Source organism: Streptomyces sp. NPDC086766, assembly GCF_044746005.1.
Lineage (GTDB): Bacteria > Actinomycetota > Actinomycetes > Streptomycetales > Streptomycetaceae > Streptomyces.
This window is the reverse complement of the sequence record NZ_JBIVBI010000014.1, coordinates 47440-71750: the sequence shown is the minus strand read 5'-3', so window position 1 is coordinate 71750 and position 24311 is coordinate 47440. Positions and strand designations below refer to the sequence as shown.

Below are 24311 nucleotides of genomic sequence, written 5' to 3'. Positions count from 1 at the left end.
CTTCACGGTGTCACGGCACCGCGCCGCCGTCCGGATCAGCTGCAGCCGCTCGTCGAGCCGCAGCCCTCGCAGATGTAGCAGGAGCCGGCCCGCTGCATCTTCGTGCCGCAGGAGAAGCACAGCGGGGCGTCGGCCTGGATGCCCAGCTGCATCTCCACCAGCTCGGCGCTGGTGTGCGCCTGCTTCGGAGCGGGCTTGGCCGCCTCGACCTCGGCCTTCGGCGCGACGACGGCCTTCAGCTCCTGGGCGCGCGGCGCCGACTGGGCCAGGCCCTCGACGTCGACCTCCTCCTCGATCGGCTCGTAGGAGCCGGTCTCCAGGTGACGCTGGCGCTCCTCGGCGGAGTGGATGCCGAGCGCGGAGCGCGTCTCGAAGGGCAGGAAGTCCAGCGCCAGGCGGCGGAAGATGTAGTCGACGATCGACTGCGCCATCCGCACGTCCGGGTCGTCCGTCATACCGGCCGGCTCGAAGCGCATGTTGGTGAACTTCGAGACGTACGTCTCCAGCGGCACGCCGTACTGCAGGCCCACCGAGACGGCGATGGAGAAGGCGTCCATCATGCCCGCGAGGGTCGAGCCCTGCTTGGACATCTTCAGGAAGACCTCGCCGAGACCGTCGTCCGGGTAGGAGTTGGCGGTCATGTAGCCCTCGGCGCCGCCGACGGTGAAGGAGGTGGTGATGCCGGGACGCCCCTTCGGCAGACGCTTGCGGACCGGGCGGTACTCGACGACCTTCTCGACCGCCTCGCGGATCGCCGCCTCGGTCTTGGCGGTCACCTCGACCTTCTCCTCCTCCTTCTTCTTGGCGGAGAGGGGCTGGCCGACCTTGCAGTTGTCGCGGTAGATCGCGAGGGCCTTGACGCCGAGCTTCCAGGCCTCGAAGTAGATCTCCTCGACCTCCTCGACGGTCGCCGACTCCGGCATGTTGACCGTCTTGGAGATGGCGCCGGAGATCCACGGCTGGATCGCGGCCATCATGCGGACGTGGCCCATCGGGGAGATCGCACGCTCGCCCATGGCGCAGTCGAACACCTCGTAGTGCTCGTGCCTGAGGCCGGGCGCGTCGATCACGTTGCCGTGCTCGGCGATGTGGGCGACGATCGCCTCGATCTGCTCCTCCTGGTAGCCCAGGCGGCGCAGTGCCTGCGGGACGGTGCCGTTGACGATCTGCATCGAGCCGCCGCCGACCAGCTTCTTGAACTTCACCAGCGCGAGGTCCGGCTCGACACCGGTGGTGTCGCAGGACATCGCGAGACCGATGGTGCCGGTGGGCGCGAGGACGGACGCCTGGGAGTTACGGAAACCGTTCTTCTCGCCGAGGCGCAGCACGTCCTGCCAGGCCTCGGTGGCCGCGGCCCACACCGGGGTGTCCAGGTCGTCCATGCGGACGGCCGTGGCGTTGGCGTCGGAGTGCTGCCTCATGACGCGCAGGTGCGGCTGCGCGTTGCGGGCGTAGCCGTCGTACGGGCCGACGACCGCGGCGAGTTCGGCGGAGCGCTTGTACGCGGTGCCGGTCATCAGGGAGGTGATGGCACCGGCGAGGGTGCGGCCGCCGTCGGAGTCGTAGGCGTGGCCGGTCGCCATCAGCAGGGCGCCGAGGTTGGCGTAGCCGATGCCGAGCTGGCGGAAGGCGCGGGTGTTCTCGCCGATCTTCTGGGTCGGGAAGTCCGCGAAGCAGATGGAGATGTCCATCGCGGTGATGACGAGCTCGACGACCTTCGAGAAGCGCTCGACGTCGAAGGACTGCGTGCCCTTGCCGTCGTCCTTCAGGAACTTCATCAGGTTCAGCGAGGCGAGGTTGCAGGACGTGTTGTCCAGGTGCATGTACTCGCTGCAGGGGTTCGAGCCGTTGATCCGGCCGGACTCCGGGCAGGTGTGCCAGTGGTTGATGGTGTCGTCGTACTGGATGCCCGGGTCGGCGCAGGCCCAGGCGGCCTCGGCCATCTTGCGGAACAGGGACTTGGCGTCGACCTCCTCGATGACCTCCCCGGTCATCCGCGCGCGCAGGCCGAACTTGCCGCCCTTCTCGACCGACTTCATGAACTCGTCGTTCACACGGACCGAGTTGTTGGCGTTCTGGTACTGGACGGACGTGATGTCGTCGCCGCCCAGGTCCATGTCGAAGCCCGCGTCGCGCAGCGCGCGGATCTTCTCCTCCTCCTTCACCTTGGTCTCGATGAAGTCCTCCACGTCGGGGTGGTCGACGTCGAGGATGACCATCTTGGCGGCGCGGCGGGTGGCACCGCCGGACTTGATGGTGCCGGCGGAGGCGTCGGCGCCGCGCATGAAGGACACCGGACCGGAGGCGTTGCCGCCGGAGGAGAGCAGCTCCTTGGAGGAGCGGATGCGGGAGAGGTTCAGGCCGGCGCCGGAGCCGCCCTTGAAGATCATGCCCTCTTCCTTGTACCAGTCGAGGATCGACTCCATGGAGTCGTCGACGGACAGGATGAAGCAGGCCGAGACCTGCTGGGGCTGCGGGGTGCCGACGTTGAACCAGACCGGGCTGTTGAAGCTGAAGATCTGGTGCAGGAGGGCGTAGGCCAGCTCGTGCTCGAAGATCTCGGCGTCGGCGGGCGAGGCGAAGTACTTGTTGTCCTCTCCGGCCTTCCGGTACGTCTTCACGATGCGGTCGATCAGCTGCTTCAGGCTGACCTCGCGCTGCGGGGTGCCGACGGCACCGCGGAAGTACTTGCTGGTGACGATGTTGACCGCGTTCACCGACCAGAAGTCGGGGAACTCGACGCCACGCTGCTCGAAGTTGACCGAGCCGTCGCGCCAGTTGGTCATGACGACGTCACGGCGCTCCCAGGCCACCTCGTCGTACGGGTGTACGCCGGGGGTGGTGTGGACGCGCTCGATGTGCAGTCCCTTGGTGCCCTTGCCGCCCTTGGCGCGGGAACCTCGTGCCGGACCGCTCGCCGTCTCTGTCATGCCGCCTCCCTCTACGGGCGAAAACGCCCTGAAGTGCCCCGATGTTCCGGAGACACGGTGTTCTGTCTGGTGCTGCGGGCACCCCTGTCGCTGCCGCCCGCAACCGGTCTTCGTCGCCGCCGCCCGGCCGGCCCCGGACACGCGGTCCGGGCCGGCGCGCCGATCAGTCGGCGGCCCGCGCGGGCACGGGGACCTCAGCCGTCCCACCGCGCCCGCGGTCGTCTTCCTGGCTCCCCGCGACGGCGCCGTCGCCGTCCACGTCCTCCGCGGCGGGGGGTCGCGTCCCCTCCCTCAGCTCCGCGATCGCGGCCTCGAAGTCCTCGAGCGAGTCGAACGCCCGGTAGACGGAGGCGAACCGCAGATAGGCGACGAGGTCGAGTTCCTGCAAGGGGCCGAGTATGGCCAGCCCCACGTCGTGGGCGGCCACCTCGGCGCTTCCGCTGGCCCGCACCGCCTCCTCGACCCGCTGGCCGAGCAGGGCGAGCGCGTCCTCGGTGACAGGCCGTCCCTGACATGCCTTGCGCACGCCGTTGATGACCTTGGTACGGCTGAAGGGCTCGGTGACTCCGGACCGCTTGACCACCATGAGCGAGCACGTCTCCACGGTCGTGAACCGTCGGGAGCAGTCAGGGCACTGGCGGCGCCTGCGGATCGACGTGCCGTCGTCGGTCGTACGACTGTCGACCACACGGCTGTCGGGGTGCCTGCAGAAGGGGCAGTGCATGGGCTCCAACCCTCCTCACAGCAGACTCAATAGCCTCGCCGAGCCCCAGGAGCCCCGCGAAGCAGCCCCAAGCATAGGCGATGATCGAGGGACCGAAGACCCGGGGGACCACAACTTGTGGGCTGCTGTAGCCATCCAACCACTAGATGTGGGGATTGGCCGTTACATCGAAGCCACGAGCGCGTGTCGGCCGCCGCCACGCGCGTACCCGCAGGCGACAGGTGCCCGCATCGCCGCGGGAAACACGCGGAGACGCGCACGTACGTACGCCGGTGCCGTTGCGGAGATACCGTGGGCGCCGCACGGAGGGTGCGTGGGACTCCCGGGCAGATGGGAGTCGGCGGCCGGTCGGCGGGGCACCGGATGGCAGACTGGGGAGGCGCCCACGAGGTCGCCGCCCCGGCGGAGAAGAGTACAAGCAATGAGTCCTTTCGTCCGCCAGGAGCCCTGTCAGCCATACACCCCGGACCATGATCAAGTCCGGTGATTCGTGGTTTTTCACTCGAACGTGTGTTTGGCGCAACCTTTCGAAAGCATCTACCGTTGTGCAGCAGGGAGACCATCGAGAGGGGCCGACGTGACCACCACCGCAGACAGCGCCACCATCACTGCCCAGGACCGCTCCCAGGGCCGACTCGAGCCGGTGCATGCGATGAACGAAGCCGTGAATCCGGAGGGGCACAAGCGCTCCCTGCCGGGCCGACCGCCAGGCATCCGGGCGGACAGCTCCGGACTCACCGACCGGCAGCGCCGGGTGATCGAGGTCATCAGGGACTCCGTGCAGCGGCGCGGCTACCCGCCGTCCATGCGGGAGATCGGCCAGGCCGTCGGCCTCTCCAGCACCTCCTCGGTCGCACACCAGCTGATGGCACTCGAGCGCAAGGGCTTCCTGCGCCGCGACCCGCACCGCCCGCGCGCCTACGAGGTCCGCGGCTCCGACCAGGCCGCGACGTTGCAGTCCACGGACACGGTGGGCAAGCCCGCCGCCTCCTACGTCCCGCTGGTCGGCCGGATCGCGGCCGGTGGCCCGATCCTCGCCGAGGAGTCCGTCGAGGACGTCTTCCCTCTCCCCCGGCAGCTGGTGGGTGACGGTGAGCTGTTCGTCCTGAAGGTCGTCGGCGACTCGATGATCGAGGCCGCGATCTGCGACGGCGACTGGGTCACGGTCCGACGTCAGCAGGTCGCCGAGAACGGTGACATCGTGGCCGCCATGATCGACGGCGAGGCCACCGTCAAGCGCTTCAAGCGCGAGGACGGCCACGTGTGGCTCCTCCCCCACAACGCGGCCTACGAGCCGATCCCCGGCGACGAGGCGACGATCCTCGGCAAGGTGGTGGCCGTTCTGCGGCGCGTCTGACGCTCGGCCGAGCGGCCGGCCGCAGGGACGCGCGCCTCACGCGCCCTGATGGCGGGCCTCGCCGAGCGGTCGGGCGGCGGATCACGCGGATCCGCTTTCAGACCGGGCCCCGGAACCCCTGCGCCGGTTCCGGGGCCCTGTGCTGTGCCGGGCCCGCGTCACCGTGCGCCGCGGACGGGCCTGCGTCACCGTGCGCTGGGCCGGGGCGGGCCTCCTGAGCTGTGCCGAACCGGTCCCCTGGAGCTGTCCCGGGCCGCTTCGCCCGTGCCGGGCCAGGCTCTCGATCGGTGCCGCGGCGACTCACCGCACCGTCACTGAGCCTCCGCCTGCTGCGCGGCCGCGTCGATCGCGGCCAGCGACCTGCGCACCTGGTTGCGGTCAGTGGTGTACCAGAAGTCCGGCAGTGACGCCTTGAGATACCTGCCGTAACGGGCGGTGGCCAACCGCGGGTCCAGAACGGCGACGACACCGCGGTCCCCGGACGCCCGGACGAGACGCCCGGCGCCCTGGGCCATCAGAAGCGCCGCGTGCGTGGCGGCGACCGCCATGAAGCCGTTGCCCCCGGCGTCCTCGACCGCCTTCTGGCGGGCGCTCATCAGCGGGTCGTCCGGGCGCGGGAACGGGATCTTGTCCATCACGACCAGCTGGCAGCTGGGGCCGGGCACGTCGACGCCCTGCCACAGGGACAGCGTGCCGAAGAGACACGTCCGGGGGTCCGCCGCGAAGTTCTTGATCAGCTCGCCCAGCGTCTCCTCGCCCTGGAGGAGGATCGGGAACTCCGGGATACGGGCGCGCAGGTCCTCGGCGGCGAGCTGGGCGGCACGCATCGAGGAGAACAGGCCGAGCGTCCGGCCGCCGGCCGACTGGATCAGCTCGGTGAGCTCGTCGAGCATGTCCCCCCGGTCGCCGTCCCGCGCGGGGCGCGCCAGGTGCTTGGCCACGTAGAGGATGCCCTGCTTGCGGTAGTCGAAGGGCGAGCCGACGTCCACGCCCTTCCACTGCGGCACGTCGTCCCCTTCCGTGCCCTCGGGGGCGAGGCCCAGGGACGCGCCGACGCCGTTGAAGTCGCCGCCGAGCTTGAGGGTGGCCGAGGTCAGGACGACGGAGCGGTCCGTGAAGAGCTTCTCGCGCAGCAGGCCCGACACCGACATGGGGGCGACCCGCAGGGAGGCGCCGAAGCGGTCGTGCCGCTCGTACCAGACGACGTCCCACTCGGAGCCGTCGGTGATGCGCTCCGCCACGTCGTGCACGTTCTCCACCGAGGCCAGGGCCTGCTTGCGCACCGCGTCCTCGTCCTGGACGGACTTGTCGCGGGTCGCGCCGATGGCGGAGATGACGTTGCGGGAGGCGTCCCGCAGCGCGAGCAGCGCGTAGCCGAGGTCCTCCGGGACCTCCTCCAGACGGCCGGGCAGCGCGAGCTCCATCAGGCGCTCGAAGCCCTCGGCCGCGGTCTGCAACTGGTCGGCGGCCTTCTCGTTGACCAGTTTCGCGGCGCGACGCACCGCGCGGTTGACCTGGCCGGGGGTGAGCTCGCCGGTGGCGACGCCGGTGACGCGGGAGACCAGTTCGTGCGCCTCGTCGACGATCAGCACCTCGTGCTGGGGGAGGACCGGCGCGCCCTCGATGGCGTCGATGGCGAGCAGCGCGTGGTTGGTGACGACGACCTCGGCCAGCTTGGCGCGCTCGCGGGCCATCTCGGCGAAGCACTCGGCTCCGTAGGCGCACTTGGAGGCGCCCAGGCACTCACGGGAGGAGACCGAGACCTGCGCCCAGGCCCGGTCGGAGACACCGGGCGTGAGGTCGTCGCGGTCGCCGCTCTCCGTCTCGTCCGCCCAGTCGCGCAGCCGCAGCAGGTCCTGGCCCAGTCTGCTGGTGGGCGCCGCCGCCTCGAACTGGTCGAAGAGGCCCTCCTCCTCGTCCTGCGGCATGCCCTCGTGCAGGCGGTGCAGGCACAGGTAGTTCGACCGGCCCTTGAGCATCGCGAACTCCGGGCGGCGGCGCAGCAGGGGGTGCAGGGAGTCGACCGTGCGGGGCAGGTCCCGCTCCACGAGCTGACGCTGCAGGGCGAGGGTGGCGGTCGCCACGACCACCCGCTCCCCGTGAGCGAGCGCGGGCACGAGGTAGCCCAGGGACTTTCCGGTGCCGGTGCCGGCCTGGACCAGCAGGTGTGAGCCGTCGTCGATCGCGTCGGCGACGGCTTGGGCCATGGTCACCTGGCCGGGGCGCTCCGTGCCGCCGACGGCGGAGACGGCGGCGTGCAGAAGTTCGGGGAGGGAGGGCTTCGTCATAGCGCGACCACCCTACGGCTCGGGACTGACAAAGGTGCGATCAAGCGGGGACCGGGCACGCTGCCCCGGGTACGGCAGGGACCGGGAACCGGATCCGTACGCGTGGCACGGCGGACGGAGGCACACGGGGACCTCGTGTCACGGCTGGTCGCGCAGGGATCGGTCGCGGATCATGAGGGCGGCCCGCTTGGCGGGCAGTTCGATCTCGGCGAAGAACCGGAAGCCGGCGCTCAGGAAGGCGGCCACGGACGGTGCGTTGTGCAGATCGGGTTCCGCCACGACGCGCGCGCAGGCCGGCCGCCGGTCGAGCACCAGGTCGGCCACGGCTCTGAGCAGCACACGGCCGAGCCCTCGTCCGCGGTCGGCGGCACCGCCGATGAGCAGGTGGACGCCGGTGTCGTGCGGGCGGGCGGGAAAGTGGCGCGCGAGCGGATCGAGGTCCGCCCGGTAGATCTCCCAGTAGCTCATCGGGATCCCCTCCAGGACGCCGAGGCAGGGCACGCTGCGCCCGTCGCCGTCGAGCTGGGCGCGCAGATGGGCCTCGGTCACGCTCGGAGTACCGGCCAGGTGCCAGAACTTGGCGACGGCGGGGTCGTTCATCCAGCCGCTGATGAGCGGGAGGTCACGATCGAGGCGGACGGGGACCAGGTGGAAGGCGCCGGCCGGGGTCGCGGTGGGGCCCCAGCCGCCGACGTCGTCGAGGAGGTCGTCCACGGCCGGGGCGGGGGCGTGGGTCCGCTTCGTCTCGGCGCAGAGGGCGAGGAAGTCGTCCGGCAGGCGCAGATCGAGCGTGTCCTCGGTGTCGGGGTCCACGCGGCCCGGCTCCACCGGGGCGCCGGCGGTGGTGGGGCCGGGGGCGGCTCCGGTGGCGGGCCCCGGGGCGGTTCCGAGGGAGGTCCCGGTGGCGGAGGCCTGGCCGGCGTCCGTACTGGCGTCGGCGTCGGTGGGAGGCATGGCGGGTTCCTCTCAGGAGACGGGGTGGGGCGTGCCCCGTGGAGACGAGAAGGGGGGAGGCGGGGGCGGTCAGGGGTGCAGCGGGTTGGCGATGGTGACGTAGACGGACTGGGTGTCGACCGGGCCGACGAGTTCGTCCAGGCCGTGCAGCCGGGTCAGGAGGTTGGCCTTGCAGCGCAGGACCGGTGAGTCGAGCAGCCGGCCGGGGAGGGTGGAGCGCATGCGGGCGGGACCGGTGGCGAGGGCGCCGAGGAAGCGGCGGAAGGCGGCCAGCAGCAGTCGTTCGTCGGCGAGGCGCTGGGAGCCGAAGGCGCCGATGAGGCCGAAGACGTTGTTCAGGGCGAGGTAGTAGACGAAGCGCTCGTCGGTGACCTCGTCCGCCACGAACGTGTCGCTCGGTTCGCCGATGCCGGGCAGCCGGGCGTCGAGTTCCGCCCGTCGGGACTCACGGAAGTAGTAGCCCTGGTTGTCGCGGTAGCGGCCGCCCGCGGGCCAGCCGTCGGCGTCCAGCAGGAGCAGGGTGTTCTGCTGGTGGGCCTCCAGGGCGATACCGGCCTCGCCGTCCAGCCACAGAACGGGTCGTACGACCTGTTCGAGATAGCGCAGGAACCACTCGGCGGCGACGGCCCCCCGGGGGCGGCCGGTGCGGAGGGCCAGGCGGGTGACGACGTCGTCCAGCCGGGAGCGCAGGGGCGGGGCGGCGGCCCCCGCGTGGGACTGGGGGCCCGACTCGGCGCCGGGCCAGGGGCGGGGTGCGACGAGGCCGGCGATGCAGGAGACGTCGTCCGACGGGCCGAACGGGTTGTGCCGGATCACCACGTCCAGTCCGGGTACGGGGGCACCGTCCTCGCTGTCCACGGCGAGCCAGGCCGGATCGCGGACGACGTCGAAGCCCGGATGGGCCGCTCGCCACTGCCGGGAGAGACCGGTGCGCAGCAGCCGGTGGACCTCGACGCCGCGGTGCAGCTCCTTGCGGAGGTTCTCGCGCCGCGAGTTGGTGATGCGCAGGCCCAGCGACAGCTTGAGCATGGCCGGGGAACCGGTGCGGTGCACGGTGCGTACGGAGGACGTGGGGTGCCAGGAGGGGCCGTGGGGGCCGAGGTCGCGCAGCAGTCCCGCATCGAACAGGGCCGCCGCGTCCGCGCGATGACGGACCTCCCGCAGTTGCCACGGGTGCAGCGGCAGGGCCGCGTGGCCGTCGGGCAGCGGCAGGTCCGCACCGGCGAGCCGGGTCGTGAGCCAGGCTGCGGGGACGGCGCGGCCGCGTTCGGTCCAGGCGGAGTCGGCGGCGAGTACGGCCGGGGCGACAGCCAGCCAGTGCAGCGGGAAGGAGCCGCGCGACTCCGGTGAGTACAGGCGGGCCTCGGCTTCCGACAGGCCCTCGCGGCTTTTCGGGGTGGGGTGCAGCGGATGTCCGAACAGCAGGGCCTGTTCGGCGGAGAGGAAGAGGTCGGGGCCGTCGGCGGGGCGTTCCCGGCGTTCGGCCAGGAAGAGCGCGGTACGGCGGACGGAGTCGGCGACCCGCGCGACGAGATCGACGGCGTCGGCGGAGCCCGCGGACGCCGATGCCCTCGGTGCCCCGGTCGGGGGCCGTGACGGAGTGGGCGGCTCCGGTTCCGGGAACGCCGGTGCGGAAGGCCGTGTGCGCGTTTCCCGGGCGATCAGGGCCGCGAGGGTGGGGGCGTCGACGGATGGGGCGTCCTCGGGGGCTCCGGCGAGGCGCGGCGGGCCGAAGCGGTGCCAGCCGGTAGGGGACCAGTGACGTACCGGCACGCACAGGGCCGTGGCGCTGGCCGGGAGAGGGATGCGGAGGGTGCCGTCGCCGGGGGCGGCGGTGCCGGTCTCACGGACCCAGCAGCGCAGCAGGCTCTCGGTGGCGGCTGCCTGGGCGGCGGTGTGCGGGTCGGGGTGGTCCAGGAGGTCGGCGGCCGCGCCGTTCCCCTGCTGAACGGTGTCCGACCGATGCCCGGGGTCCGGCCGCAGCCGCGGGCCCGGTTGCGGCCCGGGGTCCGGCCGCTGCCCGGCGTCCGCCCCTTCCCGCTGGTGCGGGACCGTTCCGGTCTCGGCCTCGAACTCGGTCTCGGGCACGGTCGCGGTCGCGGTCGCGGTCGCGGGCACAGTCGCGGCCTCGAACTCGGTCTCGATCTCGGTCGCGGTCGCGGCCTCGAACTCGGTCTCGATCTCGGTCGCGGTCGCGGCCTCGAACTCGGTCTCGGGCACGGTCTCGATCTCGGTCGCGGTCGCGGTCTCGGGCACGGTCTCGATCTCGGTCGCGTCGTGGGTCCGGGAGCGGCCGTCGGGTGCGGGGGTGGTGTTCAAGGAGGTCCTCTTGGGTCGTTCGGGTCGTCGCGGGTTCGGGGCGGTGACGGAGGGGGCGGCGGCTCCGCGCCGACGGGCGCACCGGCCGGGGAGCTCCCGGCCCGGGTCTTCGCCGGCCGAGGCACTCCCGGCCGGGTCGGCTACGGGCGGGGGCGGACCCGGTCGGGTCACGTCGGGCCGGGACAGTCTCTGCCGGGTCGGCGACGGCAGGGCCGGCCCCGGCCGGTCACCTCGGGCCGAGGCACTCTCTGCCGGGCCGGTTACGGCGGCGGGCGGTCCCGGTCAGGTCGGGCGTCGGCCCCGCCGCCCGCGCCGACCGGGCGCCCGCACCCGGCCCGGCCAGTTGCGCCCCGGCCGGAGCACCCGCTCCCCGGCGCTACCCCGCCCCCACCCCGGGCCCGGCCGGGCGTGGCATCCACTCGTGCGTACGTCCGTTCGGCGGGCCCGGCCGCTCGTTCGACGATTCCGGCCGCCCGGGCCGTTCGTCTTGGGCGCGGGAGGCCGCCGCGACCGCGTCGGACAACCGGTCGAGCACCGCCGCCGCCTGCTCGTCGCTGATCGTCAGGGGCGGAAGGAGCCGTACGACACTCGCGTGCCGGCCGCCGAGTTCGACGATCAGGCCGCGCCGCAGGCACTCCCGCTGTACGGCGGCGGCGAGTTCCGGCGCCGCGGGGTGCGGCCCCTGAGCACCGGCCGACTCCCCCGCCTCCCCCCGCGGATCGACCAGTTCCAGCCCGATCATCAGTCCCCGCCCGCGCACTTCGCCGACGCACGGGAACTCCGCGGCGAGGCGCTCCAGTTGGGCCAGCATCCGGGAGCCCAGGGTGGCGGCGCGTTCGGCGAGCGCGTTCGCACGGACGTACGCGAGCGTGGCGGTACCGGCGGCCATGGCGAGCTGGTTGCCGCGGAATGTCCCCGCGTGGGCGCCGGGTGCCCAGACGTCGAGGTCGTCGCGGTAGACCACGACGGCCAGGGGCAGGCTGCCGCCGATGGCCTTGGACAGCACCATCACATCCGGTGTCACGCCGCTGTGTTCCACCGCCCAGAAGGCGCCCGTGCGCCCGACACCGGTCTGGATCTCGTCGGCGATGAGCGGGATCGACCGGTCCGCGGTGAGCTGCCTCATCCGCCGCAGCCAGGCGTCCGGCGCGGGGATCACCCCGCCCTCCCCCTGTACCGGTTCGAGGATCATCCCGGCCGGCAGCGGGACTCCGGACTTGGGATCGTCCAGGACGGACTCGGTCCAGCGGGCGGCGAGTTCGGCGCCGCGCGGGCCGCCGACGCCGAAGGGGCAGCGGTAGTCCTGCGGATAGGGCAGGCGGGCGACCTGCACGTCGGCCGCGTGTCCGGAGGCGGCGAGGGATCCCGCGGTCATCCCGTGGTACGCGCCGGCGAAGGCGACCATCGTGGTGCGGCCGGTGGCGGCACGCACCAGCTTGAACGCGGCTTCCACCGCGTCCGTGCCGGCCGGTCCGCAGAACTGCACGCGCGCGCGGTCGGCGAGACCCGGCGGCAGAGTGTGGAACAGCTCGGTGATGAAGGCGTCCTTGACCGGTGTGGCGAGGTCGAGGGCGTGCAGCGGCGCGCCCGAGTCGAGGACCGCGCGGACGGCCTCCAGGACGACCGGATGGTTGTGCCCGAGGGCGAGGGTGCCCGCGCCGGAGAGGCAGTCGAGGTAGCGCCGGCCCTCGGCGTCCTCGATGGTCAGTCCGCGCGCCCGGACCGGGACGATCGGCAGGGCGCGCGCATAGGTGCGCGCCGCGGACTCGCGCGCCGACTGGCGCCGCAGGATCCCCTCGTGCGCGGCGCGCGCCCCCGTGGGCGCGCACTCCCCGGGCGCTGACTCGGTCACGGTCACGGCTCTCTGTCCTCCCGATGTCCCCAGGCGCTCTCGCGCTGACCAGGCGGCTTTCCGCCCTCGCCACAGGTGGACCCGGACTTGGGCAGCGGGCCCCCCACCCGCTACAACCGCAGAACGCCCGCTCGGTTACGGGTTGTTCGGAGATCCACGCGTGGAGACGGAAAGAGCCGGGGAACGGGAGCGCCGGCCGGGCCGCCCCCGTAGCGAAACCGTTGCCGTTCCGTCGGTGGCCCCCCACCGCGAGCGCATAGTGTGTGGTGCCGTTCCAGCTCGCCGTGGGCACGTCCCGAGAGCCGTCCGCCGCGGCCGGTGGAGTGCCGCGGCCGCACCGACGCGTTCGACCACATCAGGGGGAGTCACCAGCATGCGACCCATACGGCCGTCCCGCACCGCCCGCCGAGGAGGAGGCGCCCGTCACGCAAGTCCCCCCGCGCTGACCGCCGTTGTCCTGGTCTCGGCGCTGGCGCTCACGGCCACCGGCTGCGGCTCGGGGAAGGACACGGCGGAGGGCCGGGCCGCGACCGCCTCCGCGACCGCCGGTGACCCCGGCGCCACCGGCGACGGCAAGGTCAGGATCCCGGACGACATCAGGCGGAAGCTGAAGGAACACGGGATCGACGTCGACCGGTGGAAGAACGGCGCCTGGAAGAACTGGAACCGGGACGACTGGCTGCGCGAGGCGAACGACTTCGTCAACCCGATCATCAAGGGTCTGTGGAACCCGGACCGGATGCGCCGGGCCGAGGACCCCGACAAACCGGTCGACGACAACGACCTCTCCGGCGACCAGGGGGTCACCGACCCGACTCCCGCGCCGGTGAGGGCCCAGGCGGTACGGCCGGCCTACCACGCCAACGCGGCGACGGCGGGCAAGGTGTTCTTCGACTCCCCCGAGGGCACGATGGTCTGCTCGGCGACGGTCGTGCGGGACCCGGCCCATCCGGGCAGGTCCAACATGGTGTGGACGGCGGGGCACTGCGTGCACGCCGGCAAGAAGGGCGGCTGGTACCGCAACATCGCCTTCGTGCCGTCGTACAACGACGCGGGCCGCAGCGAGGGCCAGTTGGAGGGCGCCACCCGGGAGCAGGTCGCCCCGCTGGGCGTGTGGTGGGGCGACTGGGCGCAGACCTCGCAGCAGTGGATCGAGCAGGGCGGTTCGACCGGCGGGCAGGGCGCCTCGTACGACTTCGCGGTCATCCATGTGACGCCGGAGAAGGGCGGCGACGGCAAGTCGCTGGAGGAGACGGTCGGCGGCGCGCTGCCGGTGGACTTCGACGCCCCGGCCGTACCGAAGGTGGACAGCATCACCGCGACCGGTTACCCGGCGGCGCCGCCGTACGACGGCCAGCGACTGTACCAGTGCCAGGACAAGCCGGGACGGCTGTCGCTGAACACCCCGGACCCGACGATGTACCGCATCGGCTGCACCATGACCGGTGGTTCCTCCGGCGGCGGCTGGGTCGAGACGGGACCGGACGGCAAGCCCGCCCTGGTCTCCAACACCTCGATCGGTCCGGTGACGGCCGGCTGGCTGGCGGGACCGCGCCTGGGCACGGTGGCCAAGGGCGTCTACGACTCGGTCAGCCGGAAGTTCGTGGCCCGGTAGGACATCGGACGTCGACGGCGGTGGGGGTCCGCTCGCGCGGGAACCTTCACCGCCCCCTCGCAGTCCTCTCCCAACTCCACGGGCATAGTTAGGTGTTACTTCGGACGGCTCGCCCGCGCCACCGCGGGAGCCGTCCCCGCACGCTTCAACGGGGGTCGACGCACCATGCGTTCCATACGTACGCGTTCCATACGCACGCCTTCGGCGTCCCGCCGCGACGGGCGGCGCACCGTCTTCGTGGCCGGCGGCCTCGTCGCGGCCCTGGCGCTCACCGCCACCGCCTGCGGCGGCTCCGACGGCAAGGACGAGGGCGCCGGGTCCGCCGCCACCGCCTCACGGGCGGCCGGCGACGGCGGCGACGGCAAGGTCCACGTCCCGGCCGACATCGCGAACAAGCTCAAGGAGCACGGGATCGACGTCGACCGGTGGAAGAACGGCGGCTGGAAGAACTGGGACCGGGACAAGTGGCTCAGTGAGGCCAAGGACTTCGTCAACCCGGTGATCAAGGGGCTGTGGAAGCCGGAGCGGATGAAGTCCGCGCAGGAGGCCGACAAGACGGTCACCGAGGACGCCCCCGCCGAGGGCGTCAGCGACCCGGAGCCGCGCCCGGTCCAGGCGCAGGCCGAGAAGACCCCGTACCACGAGAACGCCGCTCCGGTCGGCAAGGTCTTCTTCGACTCGCCCGAGGGCTCGATGGTCTGCTCCGGCACCGTCGTCAAGGACGTCAACCATCCGGGCAGGTCCAACCTGGTGTGGACGGCGGGCCACTGCGTGCACGCCGGCCGGGGCGGCGGCTGGTACCGCAACATCGCCTTCGTCCCGGCCTACAACGACCTCGGCAAGCCCGCCTCCGAACTGAGCGACGCGGACTCCACCGAGGTCGCTCCGTACGGCGCCTGGTGGGCGGACTGGGCCTCGACCTCCGACCAGTGGATCCAGGGCGGTTCGGAGACGGGCGGCGCGGGCGCGGCGTACGACTACGCCGTGCTGCACGTGAAGCCGGAGTCCGGCGCGAAGTCCCTGGAGGAGACGGTCGGCGCCGCCCTGGACGTGGACTTCTCCGCCCCGTCGGCCGCCGAGGCCGCCAGGATGGGCGCCTGGGGCTACCCGGCCGCGCCGCCCTACAACGGCCTGAAGATGTTCCGGTGCGTCGACCGTCCGGGCCGGCTGTCGCTCAGCCCCGCCCTGCCCACGATGTACCGCATCGGCTGCACCATGACCGGCGGCTCGTCCGGCGGCGGCTGGTTCCGGGTGGTCGGCGGCAGGACCGAGCTGGTCTCGAACACGTCGATCGGCCCGTCGGACCACACCTGGCTGGCCGGACCGCAGCTCGGCCGGGGCGCCGAGGCGCTCTACCAGAACATGAGCCGGACGTACGGCGGCCGCTGACGACGGCAGCGCGAAGGCCCGCCTCCCGCGATGCGGGGGCGGGCCTTCGCGCTGCCGGTGGCGCGGTCGGTCAGAGCGCGGGGGTGGGCACGTACGGCGCCAGGTCCGCCGCGAGCTCCTCGTGCACCCGGGCCTTGAGCAGGGTGCCCTCCGCCGTGTGCTCCTCGGAGATCACCTCGCCCTCGGTGTGGGCACGGGCGACCAGCTTGCCGTGGGTGTACGGCACGAGCGCCTCGATCTCGACGGACGGCCGCGGCAGCTCGTCGTCGATGAGCGTGAGCAGCTCGGCGATGCCCCGGCCGGTGCGGGCCGAGACGGCGATGGAGTGCTTCTCCACCCGCAGCAGCCGCTGGAGCACCAGCGGATCGGCCGCGTCCGCCTTGTTGACCACCACGATCTCGGGCACGTCGGTGGCGCCGACGTCCCGGATCACCTCGCGCACGGCGGCGAGCTGCTCCTCCGGGTTCGGGTGCGAGCCGTCCACCACGTGCAGGATCAGATCGGAGTCGCCGACCTCCTCCATGGTGGAGCGGAACGCCTCGACCAGGTGGTGCGGCAGATGCCGGACGAAGCCGACGGTGTCCGCCAGCGTGTACAGCCGGCCGCTCGGGGTCTCGGCCCGGCGCACGGTCGGGTCCAGGGTCGCGAACAGCGCGTTCTCGACCAGGACGCCCGCGCCGGTGAGGCGGTTGAGCAGGGAGGACTTGCCGGCGTTGGTGTAGCCGGCGATGGCGACGGACGGCACCTTGTTGCGGCGCCGCTCCTGGCGCTTGATCTCGCGGCCGGTCTTCATGTCCGCGATCTCCCGGCGCATCTTCGCCATCTTCTCGCGGATCCGGCGCCGGTCCGTCTCGATCTTGGTCTCACCGGGGCCTCGGGTGGCGAGGCCGCCGCTGCCGCCGCCCATCTGCCGGGACAGCGACTGACCCCAGCCGCGCAGCCTCGGCAGCATGTACTGCATCTGGGCGAGCGCGACCTGCGCCTTGCCCTCCCGGGACTTCGCGTGCTGGGCGAAGATGTCGAGGATCAGCGCCGTGCGGTCGATGACCTTGACCTTGACGACGTCCTCCAGCTGGATCAGCTGGCCGGGACTCAGCTCACCGTCGCAGATGACGGTGTCGGCGCCCGTCTCGAGGACGATGTCGCGCAGCTCGAGGGCCTTGCCGGAGCCGATGTAGGTGGCCGCGTCCGGCTTGTCGCGGCGCTGGATCACACCGTCGAGCACGACCGCGCCCGCGGTCTCCGCGAGCGCGGCGAGCTCGGCCAGCGAGTTCTCCGCGTCCTGCACGGTCCCCGAGGTCCAGACGCCGACGAGCACGACCCGCTCCAGGCGGAGCTGGCGGTACTCGACCTCGGTGACGTCCTCGAGCTCGGTGGAGAGACCCGCGACTCGGCGCAGGGCCGCGCGGTCGGAGCGGTCGAACTGGTCACCGTCCCGCGCTCCGTCGACCTCGTGGCTCCAGGCGACGTCCTCTTCCATCAGGGCATCGGCCCGAAGACCTTCGGGGTGGGACTGCGCGAGGCGCTTGGTGGCCTGGGAAGAGGAAGAAGAGGAGGTCATTGGGTCCTTACGTCGTTGGGGAATCCGTAGTGCGGCGACGGAGCCGCGGCGGAACCTCAGGGGCCTCGACAGCCGCTCCGTCACTGCTCACAACGCTCGGGTGCCCCGGGAGATTCCCGAGCCCCGTGCCGTGCCGACCCGAAGATGGTCGCACGGCACGGTTCGTCCCGCCACGGTGTTATTCCCTCGCTCGCGAAGCTACTTCTTGACCTTCGCCGGCTTGGACGGGTTGGGCTTCCAGTCGGGGTGGCCGGGCATCGGCGGCGTCTTCTCGCCGTACAGCCAGGCCCGGAAGAAGCCGCTGAGGTCGCGTCCGGAGATCTGTTCGGCGAGGCGTTCGAAGTCGGCCGTGGTCGCGGTGCCGTCCCGGTGCGTGCGCACCCAGGCGCGCTCCAGGCGCTCGAAGGCGGGCTTGCCGATCTCCTGGCGCAGCGCGTAGAGGACGAGCGCGGCACCGTCGTAGACGTTCGGGCGGAAGATGCTGATCTTCTGGCCCGGCTTGGGCGCCTTGGGCAGCGCGGGCGGGCCGCCGGACGCGCGCCAGCCGTCGGAGGCGCCGTAGGCGGCCTTCATACGGACCGCCATGGGCTTGTCCGCCTTCTCCTCCGCGTACAGGGCCTCGTACCAGGTCGCGTGTCCCTCGTTGAGCCACAGGTCGGACCAGGTGCGCGGGGTGACGCTGTCGCCGAACCACTGGTGGGAGAGCTCGTGCACCATGACCGACTCGACGTACCACTTGGGGAAGGCGGGCTGGGTGAAGATGCCCTTCTCGAAGAGGGAGAGGGTCTGCGTCTCCAGTTCGAAGCCGGTGGCGGCGGATGCCATGAGCACGCCGTAGGTCTCGAAGGGGTACCGCCCGACCTTGCCCTCCAGCCAGGCGATCTGGTCGGGGGTCTTGGCGAGCCAGGGTTCCAGCGCCGCGCGGTCGGCGGTGGGGACGACGTCCCGCACCGGCAGGCCGTGCGGACCGGTGCGGTGCAGCACCGTGGAGCGGCCGATGGAGACCTGCGCCAGTTCGGTGGCCATGGGGTGGCGGGTGCGGTAGGTCCAGGTGGTCCCGCCGCCGGTCCGGCCGACGCGGGCGGGCACGACGCCGGTGACGGGCAGGCCGTTGGCGACGGCGGTGTAGCCGTCGGGTGCGGTGACCCGGATGGTGAACATCGCCTTGTCGGAGGGGTGGTCGTCGCACGGGAACACCAGGTGGGCGGCGTCGGCCTGGTTGGCCATGGCGAGGCCGTCCTCGGTGCGCACCCAGCCGCCGTCGCGTCCCTTCTCGGGCACGGGGTCGCTGGTGTGGTGCACGGTGATCCGCATCCTGCTGCCCCGGGGCAGCGGCACGGCCGGGGTGACCACCAGGTCCTCGCCGGCGGCGGCGAACGTCGCGGGCAGGCCGTCGACCTGCACCGAGTCGACGGTGCCGTGCGCGAAGTCGAGGTTCACGCGCTCGAGCGTGGAGGTGACCCGCGCGTCGATCGTGGTGACGGCGCGCAGCGGCTCGCTGTTGCGGCCGGGATAGGTGAAGGAGAGGTCGTACGACGTCACGTCGTACCCGGGGTTTCCGAGGGTCGGGAAGAGCCGGTCGCCGACGCCCAGCGCCACGGGCGGGGCGCTCGCGGCGAGGAGGCCGAGGGAGGCGGCGCTCGCGAGCAGTGCCGCCGTCAGGGGGCGTCGACGGGCCGCGGTGCGCGGGCCGGTCGGCTCCATGTCGTGGGGGTGGACGTCGGCGCCTGGATCGGAGGAGCCGGGGCCGGAGGGGCGGACCTGGTTGCGGAAGGTGATCGCCATGCACCACGGCTACCAGCGCGCGCGGGCGGGGCGGCGGCGGCGCGCGCCCGGCCCACCCGAACGGGGTTTTCCCCGGCGGTCGGGTCCGCTCAGGCGTTCGGCGGTCAGGGCTGGGGCTGGGTGCGGCTCACGTCGTACACGCCCGGGACGTTGCGCATGGCCCGCATGAGGGCGGGGAGCCCGGCCGCGTCGGGGAGTTGGAGGGTGTACGTGTGGCGGACGCGCTGCTGGGCCGGAGGGGCCACGGTCGCCGAGACGATCTCGACGCCTTCGAGGGCGATGGCCTCCGTGAGGTCGGCGAGCAGATGCGGGCGGCCGAACGATTCGGCGAGCAGGGTGACCCGGCACGCGGTGGTGTCACCCCAGCGCACGGCGACCTCCGCGCGCCCCGCGTCCTTCATCCGCTCCACCGCGGAGCACTCCACGCGGTGCACCGTCACCACTCCCCCGCGTACGGAGAACCCGGTCACCTCGTCGGGCGGCACCGGAGTGCAGCAGCCGGCGAGCCGCGCGGTCGCCTCCGGCCGGTCCACGACCACCGCGCTCGCCCGGCCGGGGCGGCGGGCCGGGCCGCTCGCGGACGGGCCGTCTGCGGACGGTGCGGCCTGCGCCGCCCGGGCGGACTGCGCGGACTGTCCGGCCGGTGCGGCGTGTTGCCCGTGTGCGGTCCGTGGGACGGTTGCGGTCTGTGGGGCGTGTGCGGTCCGCGCTGTTCGTGCGGCACCCGTTGCCGGGAGGGAACACGCGGCGTCGCCTTCCCCGGCCTCCGCGCCGTCCCGCCCTCCCGGAACTGCGCCCTCTCCCGTCCCGGCGGAAGTCCCCGCACCCGCCGGGCCGTCCGGCGCGAGGACGCCCGAGGCGCGTCGCGCGGCCTCGCCGGCCCCCGGGCCGGGAGCGGCGGAGTCGGCGGCGACAGCCTCCCCGGTCCCGTCGCCGACCGGTGCAGGATGGGCCGTCAGCCACCGCTGGATCGCGATCCGCGCGGCCGGGGTGTGCGCGTGGTCCAGCCACTCCCTGGAGGGCTCCGAGGCGGGGTCCTGGCCCATGAGGAGCTGCACGGTGTCGCCGTCCCGCAGGACGGTGCTCAGCGTCGCCAGGCGGCCGTTGACCCGGGCGCCGATGCACGCGTGCGCGTCCTCGCCGTACTGCGCGTAGGCGGCGTCCACGCAACTGGCCCCCTCGGGCAGGCCCAGCCTGCCGCCGTCGGGCCGGAAGACGGTGATCTCGCGGTCCTGGGCGAGGTCCTCGCGCAGGGTGGACCAGAAGGTGTCGGGGTCGGGCGCGGCCCGCTGCCAGTCGAGGAGGCGGGAGAGCCAGCCGGGCCGGGTGGGGTCGACGCGCTCGCCGTCGGCCGGGGCGTCGAGGGCGGTGGCGTCGGCGGCGGAGGGGTCGGAGACCGGGGCGTAGGGGTTGCCCAGCGCCACGACGCCGGCCTCGGCGACCTTGTGCATCTGGTGGGTGCGGATGAGGACTTCGACGACCTGGTCGTCCGCCGGGAGCCCGGCGGAGCCGTCCGGTCGCGCCTTCGGGAGGGCCACGGCGGTGTGCAGCGACTGGTACAGGTTGAACTTCGGTACGGCGATGAAGTCCTTGAACTCGGAGACGACCGGCGTCATGCAGGTGTGCAGTTCGCCGAGGACCGCGTAGCAGTCGGCGTCCTCGTTGACCAGGACCAGCAGGCGGCCGAAGTCGCAGTCGCGCAGCCGTCCGCGCTTGCGGGCCACCCGGTGCACGGAGACGAAGTGCCGTGGCCGGATGAGGACTTCGGCCTGGATGTCGGCCTCGCGCAGGACGGTGCGGACCTTCTCGGCGGTCACGGCCAGCGAGTCGTCCGGGCGGGTCGCGTTCTGCGCGATCAACTCGCGGGTGTGCTCGTACTCTTCGGGGCGCAGGATCGCGAAGACGAGGTCTTCCAGTTCGGTCTTGAGCGCCTGTACGCCGAGTCGTTCGGCGAGCGGGATGAGGACGTCCCGGGTGACCTTGGCGATGCGGGCCTGCTTCTCCGGGCGCATGACGCCCAGGGTGCGCATGTTGTGCAGCCGGTCGGCGAGTTTGATCGACATCACGCGGACGTCGTTGCCGGTGGCGACGAGCATCTTGCGGAACGTCTCCGGCTCGGCCGCGGCGCCGTAGTCGACCTTCTCCAGTTTGGTGACGCCGTCGACGAGATAGCGCACCTCGGCGCCGAACTGCTCGCCGACCTGATCCAGGGTCACGTCCGTGTCCTCGACCGTGTCGTGGAGCAGGGATGCCGTCAACGTCGTGGTCTCCGCGCCCAGTTCGGCCAGGATCAGGGTCACGGCGAGGGGGTGCGTGATGTAGGGCTCCCCGCTCTTGCGCATCTGGCCGCGGTGCGAGGACTCGGCCAGGACGTAGGCACGGCGCAGCGGTTCGAGGTCGGCGTCGGGGAAGTGGGCGCGATGGGCCTCGGCCACGTGGCCGATGGCGTCGGGCAGCCGGTCGCGGGAGGCGGTGCCGAGCAGGGCCGCCCGGCCGAGGCGGCGCAGGTCGATCCGGGGGCGCGCCCTTCTGCGGGGCGCCGCGGGAGCGACTGGGCCCGGCGTCGCAGGATTCGTGGCATCCGCACTCATGGGCACCTCCGGCTGCGTGGACCGGCGGACGGGGTGCCCCCAGGGCGTACACGGCTCAGGGGATGGCTTCGGATTCCCCCGTCCGGGCCGGTGCTTGATGCTACCGACCCCAGCACCCACAACCGGCCGTCTCTCGACGAGCGTGAAACGGATCACCCATTCGAGCGATGGTTGCGAGGTTTACGATTTCCGGTCACCTGATGGGCGGTCAGCCGTGGATTCACTTCCCGGCCCGGCCCGCGAGCGGGCGAGAGGGGGTGACGAAAGGCGGCCCGGGCTGCGATGCCTCGCCGGCCGCGGTGTCAGCGAACCGCGGTTTCCAGCCACTCGGCGTCGATCTCGCCCTCGGCGACGATCACCGCCGGACCGGTCATCTCGATCTCGCCGTCCGGCCGTTCGGTGATCACCAGGGTGCCACCGGGCACGTCGACCGTGTACGTCACCGGGCTGCCGGCGACCGCGGGGTCGGCGCCGTCCCGCCGGGCGGCCGCCACCGCGACGGCACAGGCGCCCGTGCCGCACGAGCGGGTCTCGCCGGAGCCGCGCTCGTGCACGCGCATCGCCACATGGCGGGGTCCGCGGTCGACCACGAACTCGACGTTCACCCCGTCCGGATAGGCCGAGGCCGGGCTGAACGGGGGCGCGGAGTACAGGGTGCCGGCGTCCGAGAGGTCGTCCACGAAGGCGACCGCGTGCGGATTGCCCATGTTCACGTTCCGCGCGGGCCAGCTGCGGTCGCCGACGCTCACCGTGACGTCGCCCTCGGGGAGCCGGGCCCGGCCCATGCCGACGGTGACGTCCCCGTTCTTGGCGATGTGCACGGTCTTCACTCCCCCGCGCGTGGCGATCGCGAGGTCGCCCTCGGCCACGTGCCCGGCGTGCTGGAGGTAGCGCGCGAAGACCCGGACGCCGTTGCCGCACATCTCCGCGACCGAGCCGTCGCCGTTGCGGTAGTCCATGAACCACTCCGCCTCGGCGGCCATCGCCCCGGCCTCGGGGTGGGCGGCCGACCGTACGACGTGCAGCACGCCGTCCCCGCCGATGCCCGCGCGGCGGTCGCACAGGGCGGCGACGGCGGCCGGGGACAGGTCGACGGTGTTCTCCGGGTCGGGGACGATCACGAAGTCGTTCTCCGTGCCGTGCCCCTTGAGGAAGGCGATCCGCGTGCTCATGCCTCGATCGTACGTGGTCGGTACGTCCACGGGACCGCCGGCCGATCACGGTCGGTAGCGCGTGGGCACGACCTGCCGGTCAGGGGCTGCCGGGCTTCGGTCGCCCGGCTCGGCACAGGCGCACAGGCAAGGACATGGGCACGGGCACGAGCAGGGGCACGGGCTGCCGGGCGTGCCTAGCGCAGCCGGGCCACTCTCCACACGGCGAGCAACACGACGACGGCGACGAGGAGGGCGTACATGCCGGCCACGCGCCAGTCGGGGCGGCGGCCGGAGCCCCGCTGCGGGAAGCCCGGCCAGGTGTGGCCGACCCGGCGGGCGGCCATCATGCCCCAGCCGGCCGCGCAGGAGCAGATCAGCAGGCCCAGCATGGCGATCACGGCGCCGCTGTCACCGAAGTCGAAGGCCAGCGGGAAGGCGAACATCAGGGAGCCGACCGCGGCCAGGCCCACGATGGGGGCGAGCTGCCAGATGCGCAGCCGCCGCTGCGGGCGCAGCTCGACCTCGACCTCGGGCCCGGCGAACATCTCCTCGGGCGCCGGGCCGTCGTCGGTCACACCGCCGTGCGTCTCGTCGGGCCCGTCGGGGCTCAGCGAGCCCTCGTCCGGATCCGCGTCACCGCGTTCCACGATGATGTGCTCGGTGCCTTGTGCGGTGTCGCGAGGGCCGGCCTCCATCGCCACGCGCCCTCCCAACTCGGACTCCACTTGGTCGATCGAAGCTCGATGATGGCATGGCGCCGGAGGCGCGGATGACGGCCTGGGCGTCCCGATGCCATCACGTGATCAGGCTGTAACCGGTCGTTCGACCAATGCCAGGGCGCGGTGCGGAAGTTCTGTGACATCCGCCGCAGCTCCGCTCAGCCAGTGCACCCGCGGGTCCCGGCGGAACCAGGTGTCCTGGCGGCGCGCGAAGCGCTTGGTGGCGCGCACGGTCTCCGCGCGCGCGTCGTCGAGGGTGCACTCCCCGGCGAGCGCCGCGAGCACCTGCTGGTAGCCGAGCGCGCGCGACGACGTGCGCCCCTCGCGCAGGCCCTGCTCCTCCAGCGCGCGCACCTCGTCCACGAGGCCCGCCTCCCACATCCGGTCGACCCGGCGGGCGATGCGCTCGTCCAGTTCGGGGCGTGCCACGTCGACGCCGATCTGCACGGTGTCGTAGACGGAGTCGTGGCCGGGCAGGTTGGCGGTGAAGGGGCGGCCGGTGATCTCGATGACCTCCAGCGCCCGGACGATGCGGCGGCCGTTGCTGGGCAGGATCGCCCGCGCCGCCTCGGGGTCGGCGGCGGCGAGGCGGGCGTGCAGCGCGCCGGAGCCGCGCAGCGCGAGCTCGTCCTCCAGCCGGGCTCGGACCTCGGGGTCGGTGCCGGGGAACTCCAGGTTGTCGACGGCTCCCCGGACGTAGAGACCGGAACCGCCGACCAGGACCGGCCAGCGTCCCGCGGCGAGCAGCGCGTCGATCCGCTCCCGCGCGAGCCGCTGGTACTCGGCGACGGAGGCGGCGACCGTGACGTCCCAGATGTCGAGGAGGTGGTGCGGGACGCCCTGGCGCTCATCGGGCGTCAGCTTCGCGGTACCGATGTCCATCCCTCGGTAGAGCTGCATGGAGTCGGCGTTGACGACCTCACCGCCCAGGTGCTGGGCCAGGAAGACGCCGAGATCGGACTTTCCGGCAGCGGTGGGGCCGACGACGGCGATGACACGGGGGGCGGTGGGTGCACTGCTCACCGCCCCAGTCTCGCAAACGTCCTGGCGGCGCCTCGAACGAGTTACGTGAC

General features: G+C 72.6%; 15 protein-coding genes. 3 read left to right on the top strand and 12 right to left on the bottom strand.

The genetic code is table 11. From position 1 onward, the window contains the following. Window positions 1-35 precede the first annotated feature (35 nt). Window positions 36-2930 (bottom strand): vitamin B12-dependent ribonucleotide reductase, encoded by a 2895-nt coding sequence (locus ACIPM1_RS24505; RefSeq protein ID WP_402438050.1) that lies wholly within the window; start codon window positions 2928-2930, stop codon window positions 36-38. 163 nt (window positions 2931-3093) lie between these two features. Then, window positions 3094-3654, bottom strand: a complete 561-nt coding sequence (nrdR, locus tag ACIPM1_RS24500) for a transcriptional regulator NrdR (protein ID WP_356193669.1) — start codon at window positions 3652-3654, stop codon at window positions 3094-3096. 577 nt (window positions 3655-4231) lie between these two features. Here nrdR and lexA point away from each other — a divergent pair. Further along, window positions 4232-5011, top strand: coding sequence for a transcriptional repressor LexA (gene lexA, locus ACIPM1_RS24495; RefSeq protein WP_402438047.1), 780 nt, complete (start codon window positions 4232-4234; stop codon window positions 5009-5011). A 311-nt stretch (window positions 5012-5322) separates the two neighbouring features. Here the strand turns inward: lexA and ACIPM1_RS24490 are convergent, their stop codons facing one another. The 4 genes from ACIPM1_RS24490 to ACIPM1_RS24475 form a co-directional block, all read right to left on the bottom strand. Further along, window positions 5323-7299, bottom strand: a complete 1977-nt coding sequence (locus ACIPM1_RS24490) for an ATP-dependent DNA helicase (protein WP_402438044.1) — start codon at window positions 7297-7299, stop codon at window positions 5323-5325. A gap of 138 nt (window positions 7300-7437) precedes the next feature. Continuing rightward, a complete protein-coding gene (locus tag ACIPM1_RS24485) occupies window positions 7438-8253 on the bottom strand; it encodes a GNAT family N-acetyltransferase (RefSeq protein WP_402438041.1) in 816 nt (271 codons plus the stop codon). A gap of 69 nt (window positions 8254-8322) precedes the next feature. Next, on the bottom strand, window positions 8323-10236 hold the full coding sequence (locus ACIPM1_RS24480) for an IucA/IucC family protein (protein ID WP_402438380.1): 1914 nt from the start codon (window positions 10234-10236) through the stop codon (window positions 8323-8325). Between the two features lie 712 nt (window positions 10237-10948). Further along, window positions 10949-12430: a diaminobutyrate--2-oxoglutarate transaminase family protein gene (locus ACIPM1_RS24475; RefSeq protein WP_402438038.1), complete on the bottom strand. Its 1482-nt coding sequence runs from the start codon at window positions 12428-12430 to the stop codon at window positions 10949-10951. A 367-nt stretch (window positions 12431-12797) separates the two neighbouring features. Between ACIPM1_RS24475 and ACIPM1_RS24470 the strand changes: the two genes are divergently transcribed. Both ACIPM1_RS24470 and ACIPM1_RS24465 read left to right on the top strand, forming a co-directional pair. Then, on the top strand, window positions 12798-14039 hold the full coding sequence (locus ACIPM1_RS24470; RefSeq protein WP_402438035.1) for a trypsin-like serine peptidase: 1242 nt from the start codon (window positions 12798-12800) through the stop codon (window positions 14037-14039). 165 nt (window positions 14040-14204) lie between these two features. Further along, complete coding sequence (locus ACIPM1_RS24465) at window positions 14205-15428, top strand: trypsin-like serine peptidase (protein ID WP_402438033.1); 1224 nt, start codon at window positions 14205-14207, stop codon at window positions 15426-15428. Between the two features lie 70 nt (window positions 15429-15498). Here ACIPM1_RS24465 and hflX read toward each other — a convergent pair whose 3' ends face one another. The 6 genes from hflX to miaA all read right to left on the bottom strand — a co-directional run bounded on the left by hflX (window position 15499) and on the right by miaA (window position 24261). Then, entirely contained in the window at window positions 15499-16827 is a 1329-nt protein-coding gene (hflX, locus tag ACIPM1_RS24460) for a GTPase HflX (RefSeq protein ID WP_402438377.1), read from the bottom strand. Between the two features lie 360 nt (window positions 16828-17187). After that, window positions 17188-18693: a M1 family metallopeptidase gene (locus tag ACIPM1_RS24455; RefSeq protein WP_402438374.1), complete on the bottom strand. Its 1506-nt coding sequence runs from the start codon at window positions 18691-18693 to the stop codon at window positions 17188-17190. Window positions 18694-18878: 185 nt separating this feature from the next. Next, window positions 18879-21365: a RelA/SpoT family protein gene (locus ACIPM1_RS24450; RefSeq protein WP_402438030.1), complete on the bottom strand. Its 2487-nt coding sequence runs from the start codon at window positions 21363-21365 to the stop codon at window positions 18879-18881. Window positions 21366-21667: 302 nt separating this feature from the next. Then, complete coding sequence (dapF, locus tag ACIPM1_RS24445; RefSeq protein ID WP_402438027.1) at window positions 21668-22537, bottom strand: diaminopimelate epimerase; 870 nt, start codon at window positions 22535-22537, stop codon at window positions 21668-21670. 176 nt (window positions 22538-22713) lie between these two features. Beyond that, window positions 22714-23214, bottom strand: coding sequence for a hypothetical protein (locus tag ACIPM1_RS24440; protein WP_356193722.1), 501 nt, complete (start codon window positions 23212-23214; stop codon window positions 22714-22716). Between the two features lie 108 nt (window positions 23215-23322). After that, entirely contained in the window at window positions 23323-24261 is a 939-nt protein-coding gene (gene miaA, locus ACIPM1_RS24435) for a tRNA (adenosine(37)-N6)-dimethylallyltransferase MiaA (protein ID WP_402438024.1), read from the bottom strand. Between the last annotated feature and the right edge of the window lie 50 nt (window positions 24262-24311).

What these genes read in the sequence shown, in the direction of transcription:
- dapF (WP_402438027.1), bottom strand. Translation starts at nt 22,537, where the DNA reads ATGAGCACGCGGATCGCCTTCCTCAAGGGGCACGGCACGGAGAACGAC.
- ACIPM1_RS24450 (WP_402438030.1), bottom strand. Translation starts at nt 21,365, where the DNA reads ATGAGTGCGGATGCCACGAATCCTGCGACGCCGGGCCCAGTCGCTCCC.
- ACIPM1_RS24490 (WP_402438044.1), bottom strand. Translation starts at nt 7,299, where the DNA reads ATGACGAAGCCCTCCCTCCCCGAACTTCTGCACGCCGCCGTCTCCGCC.
- ACIPM1_RS24440 (WP_356193722.1), bottom strand. Translation starts at nt 23,214, where the DNA reads ATGGAGGCCGGCCCTCGCGACACCGCACAAGGCACCGAGCACATCATC.
- ACIPM1_RS24455 (WP_402438374.1), bottom strand. Translation starts at nt 18,693, where the DNA reads ATGGAGCCGACCGGCCCGCGCACCGCGGCCCGTCGACGCCCCCTGACG.
- ACIPM1_RS24470 (WP_402438035.1), top strand. Translation starts at nt 12,798, where the DNA reads ATGCGACCCATACGGCCGTCCCGCACCGCCCGCCGAGGAGGAGGCGCC.
- ACIPM1_RS24485 (WP_402438041.1), bottom strand. Translation starts at nt 8,253, where the DNA reads ATGCCTCCCACCGACGCCGACGCCAGTACGGACGCCGGCCAGGCCTCC.
- ACIPM1_RS24505 (WP_402438050.1), bottom strand. Translation starts at nt 2,930, where the DNA reads ATGACAGAGACGGCGAGCGGTCCGGCACGAGGTTCCCGCGCCAAGGGC.
- ACIPM1_RS24465 (WP_402438033.1), top strand. Translation starts at nt 14,205, where the DNA reads ATGCGTTCCATACGTACGCGTTCCATACGCACGCCTTCGGCGTCCCGC.
- nrdR (WP_356193669.1), bottom strand. Translation starts at nt 3,654, where the DNA reads ATGCACTGCCCCTTCTGCAGGCACCCCGACAGCCGTGTGGTCGACAGT.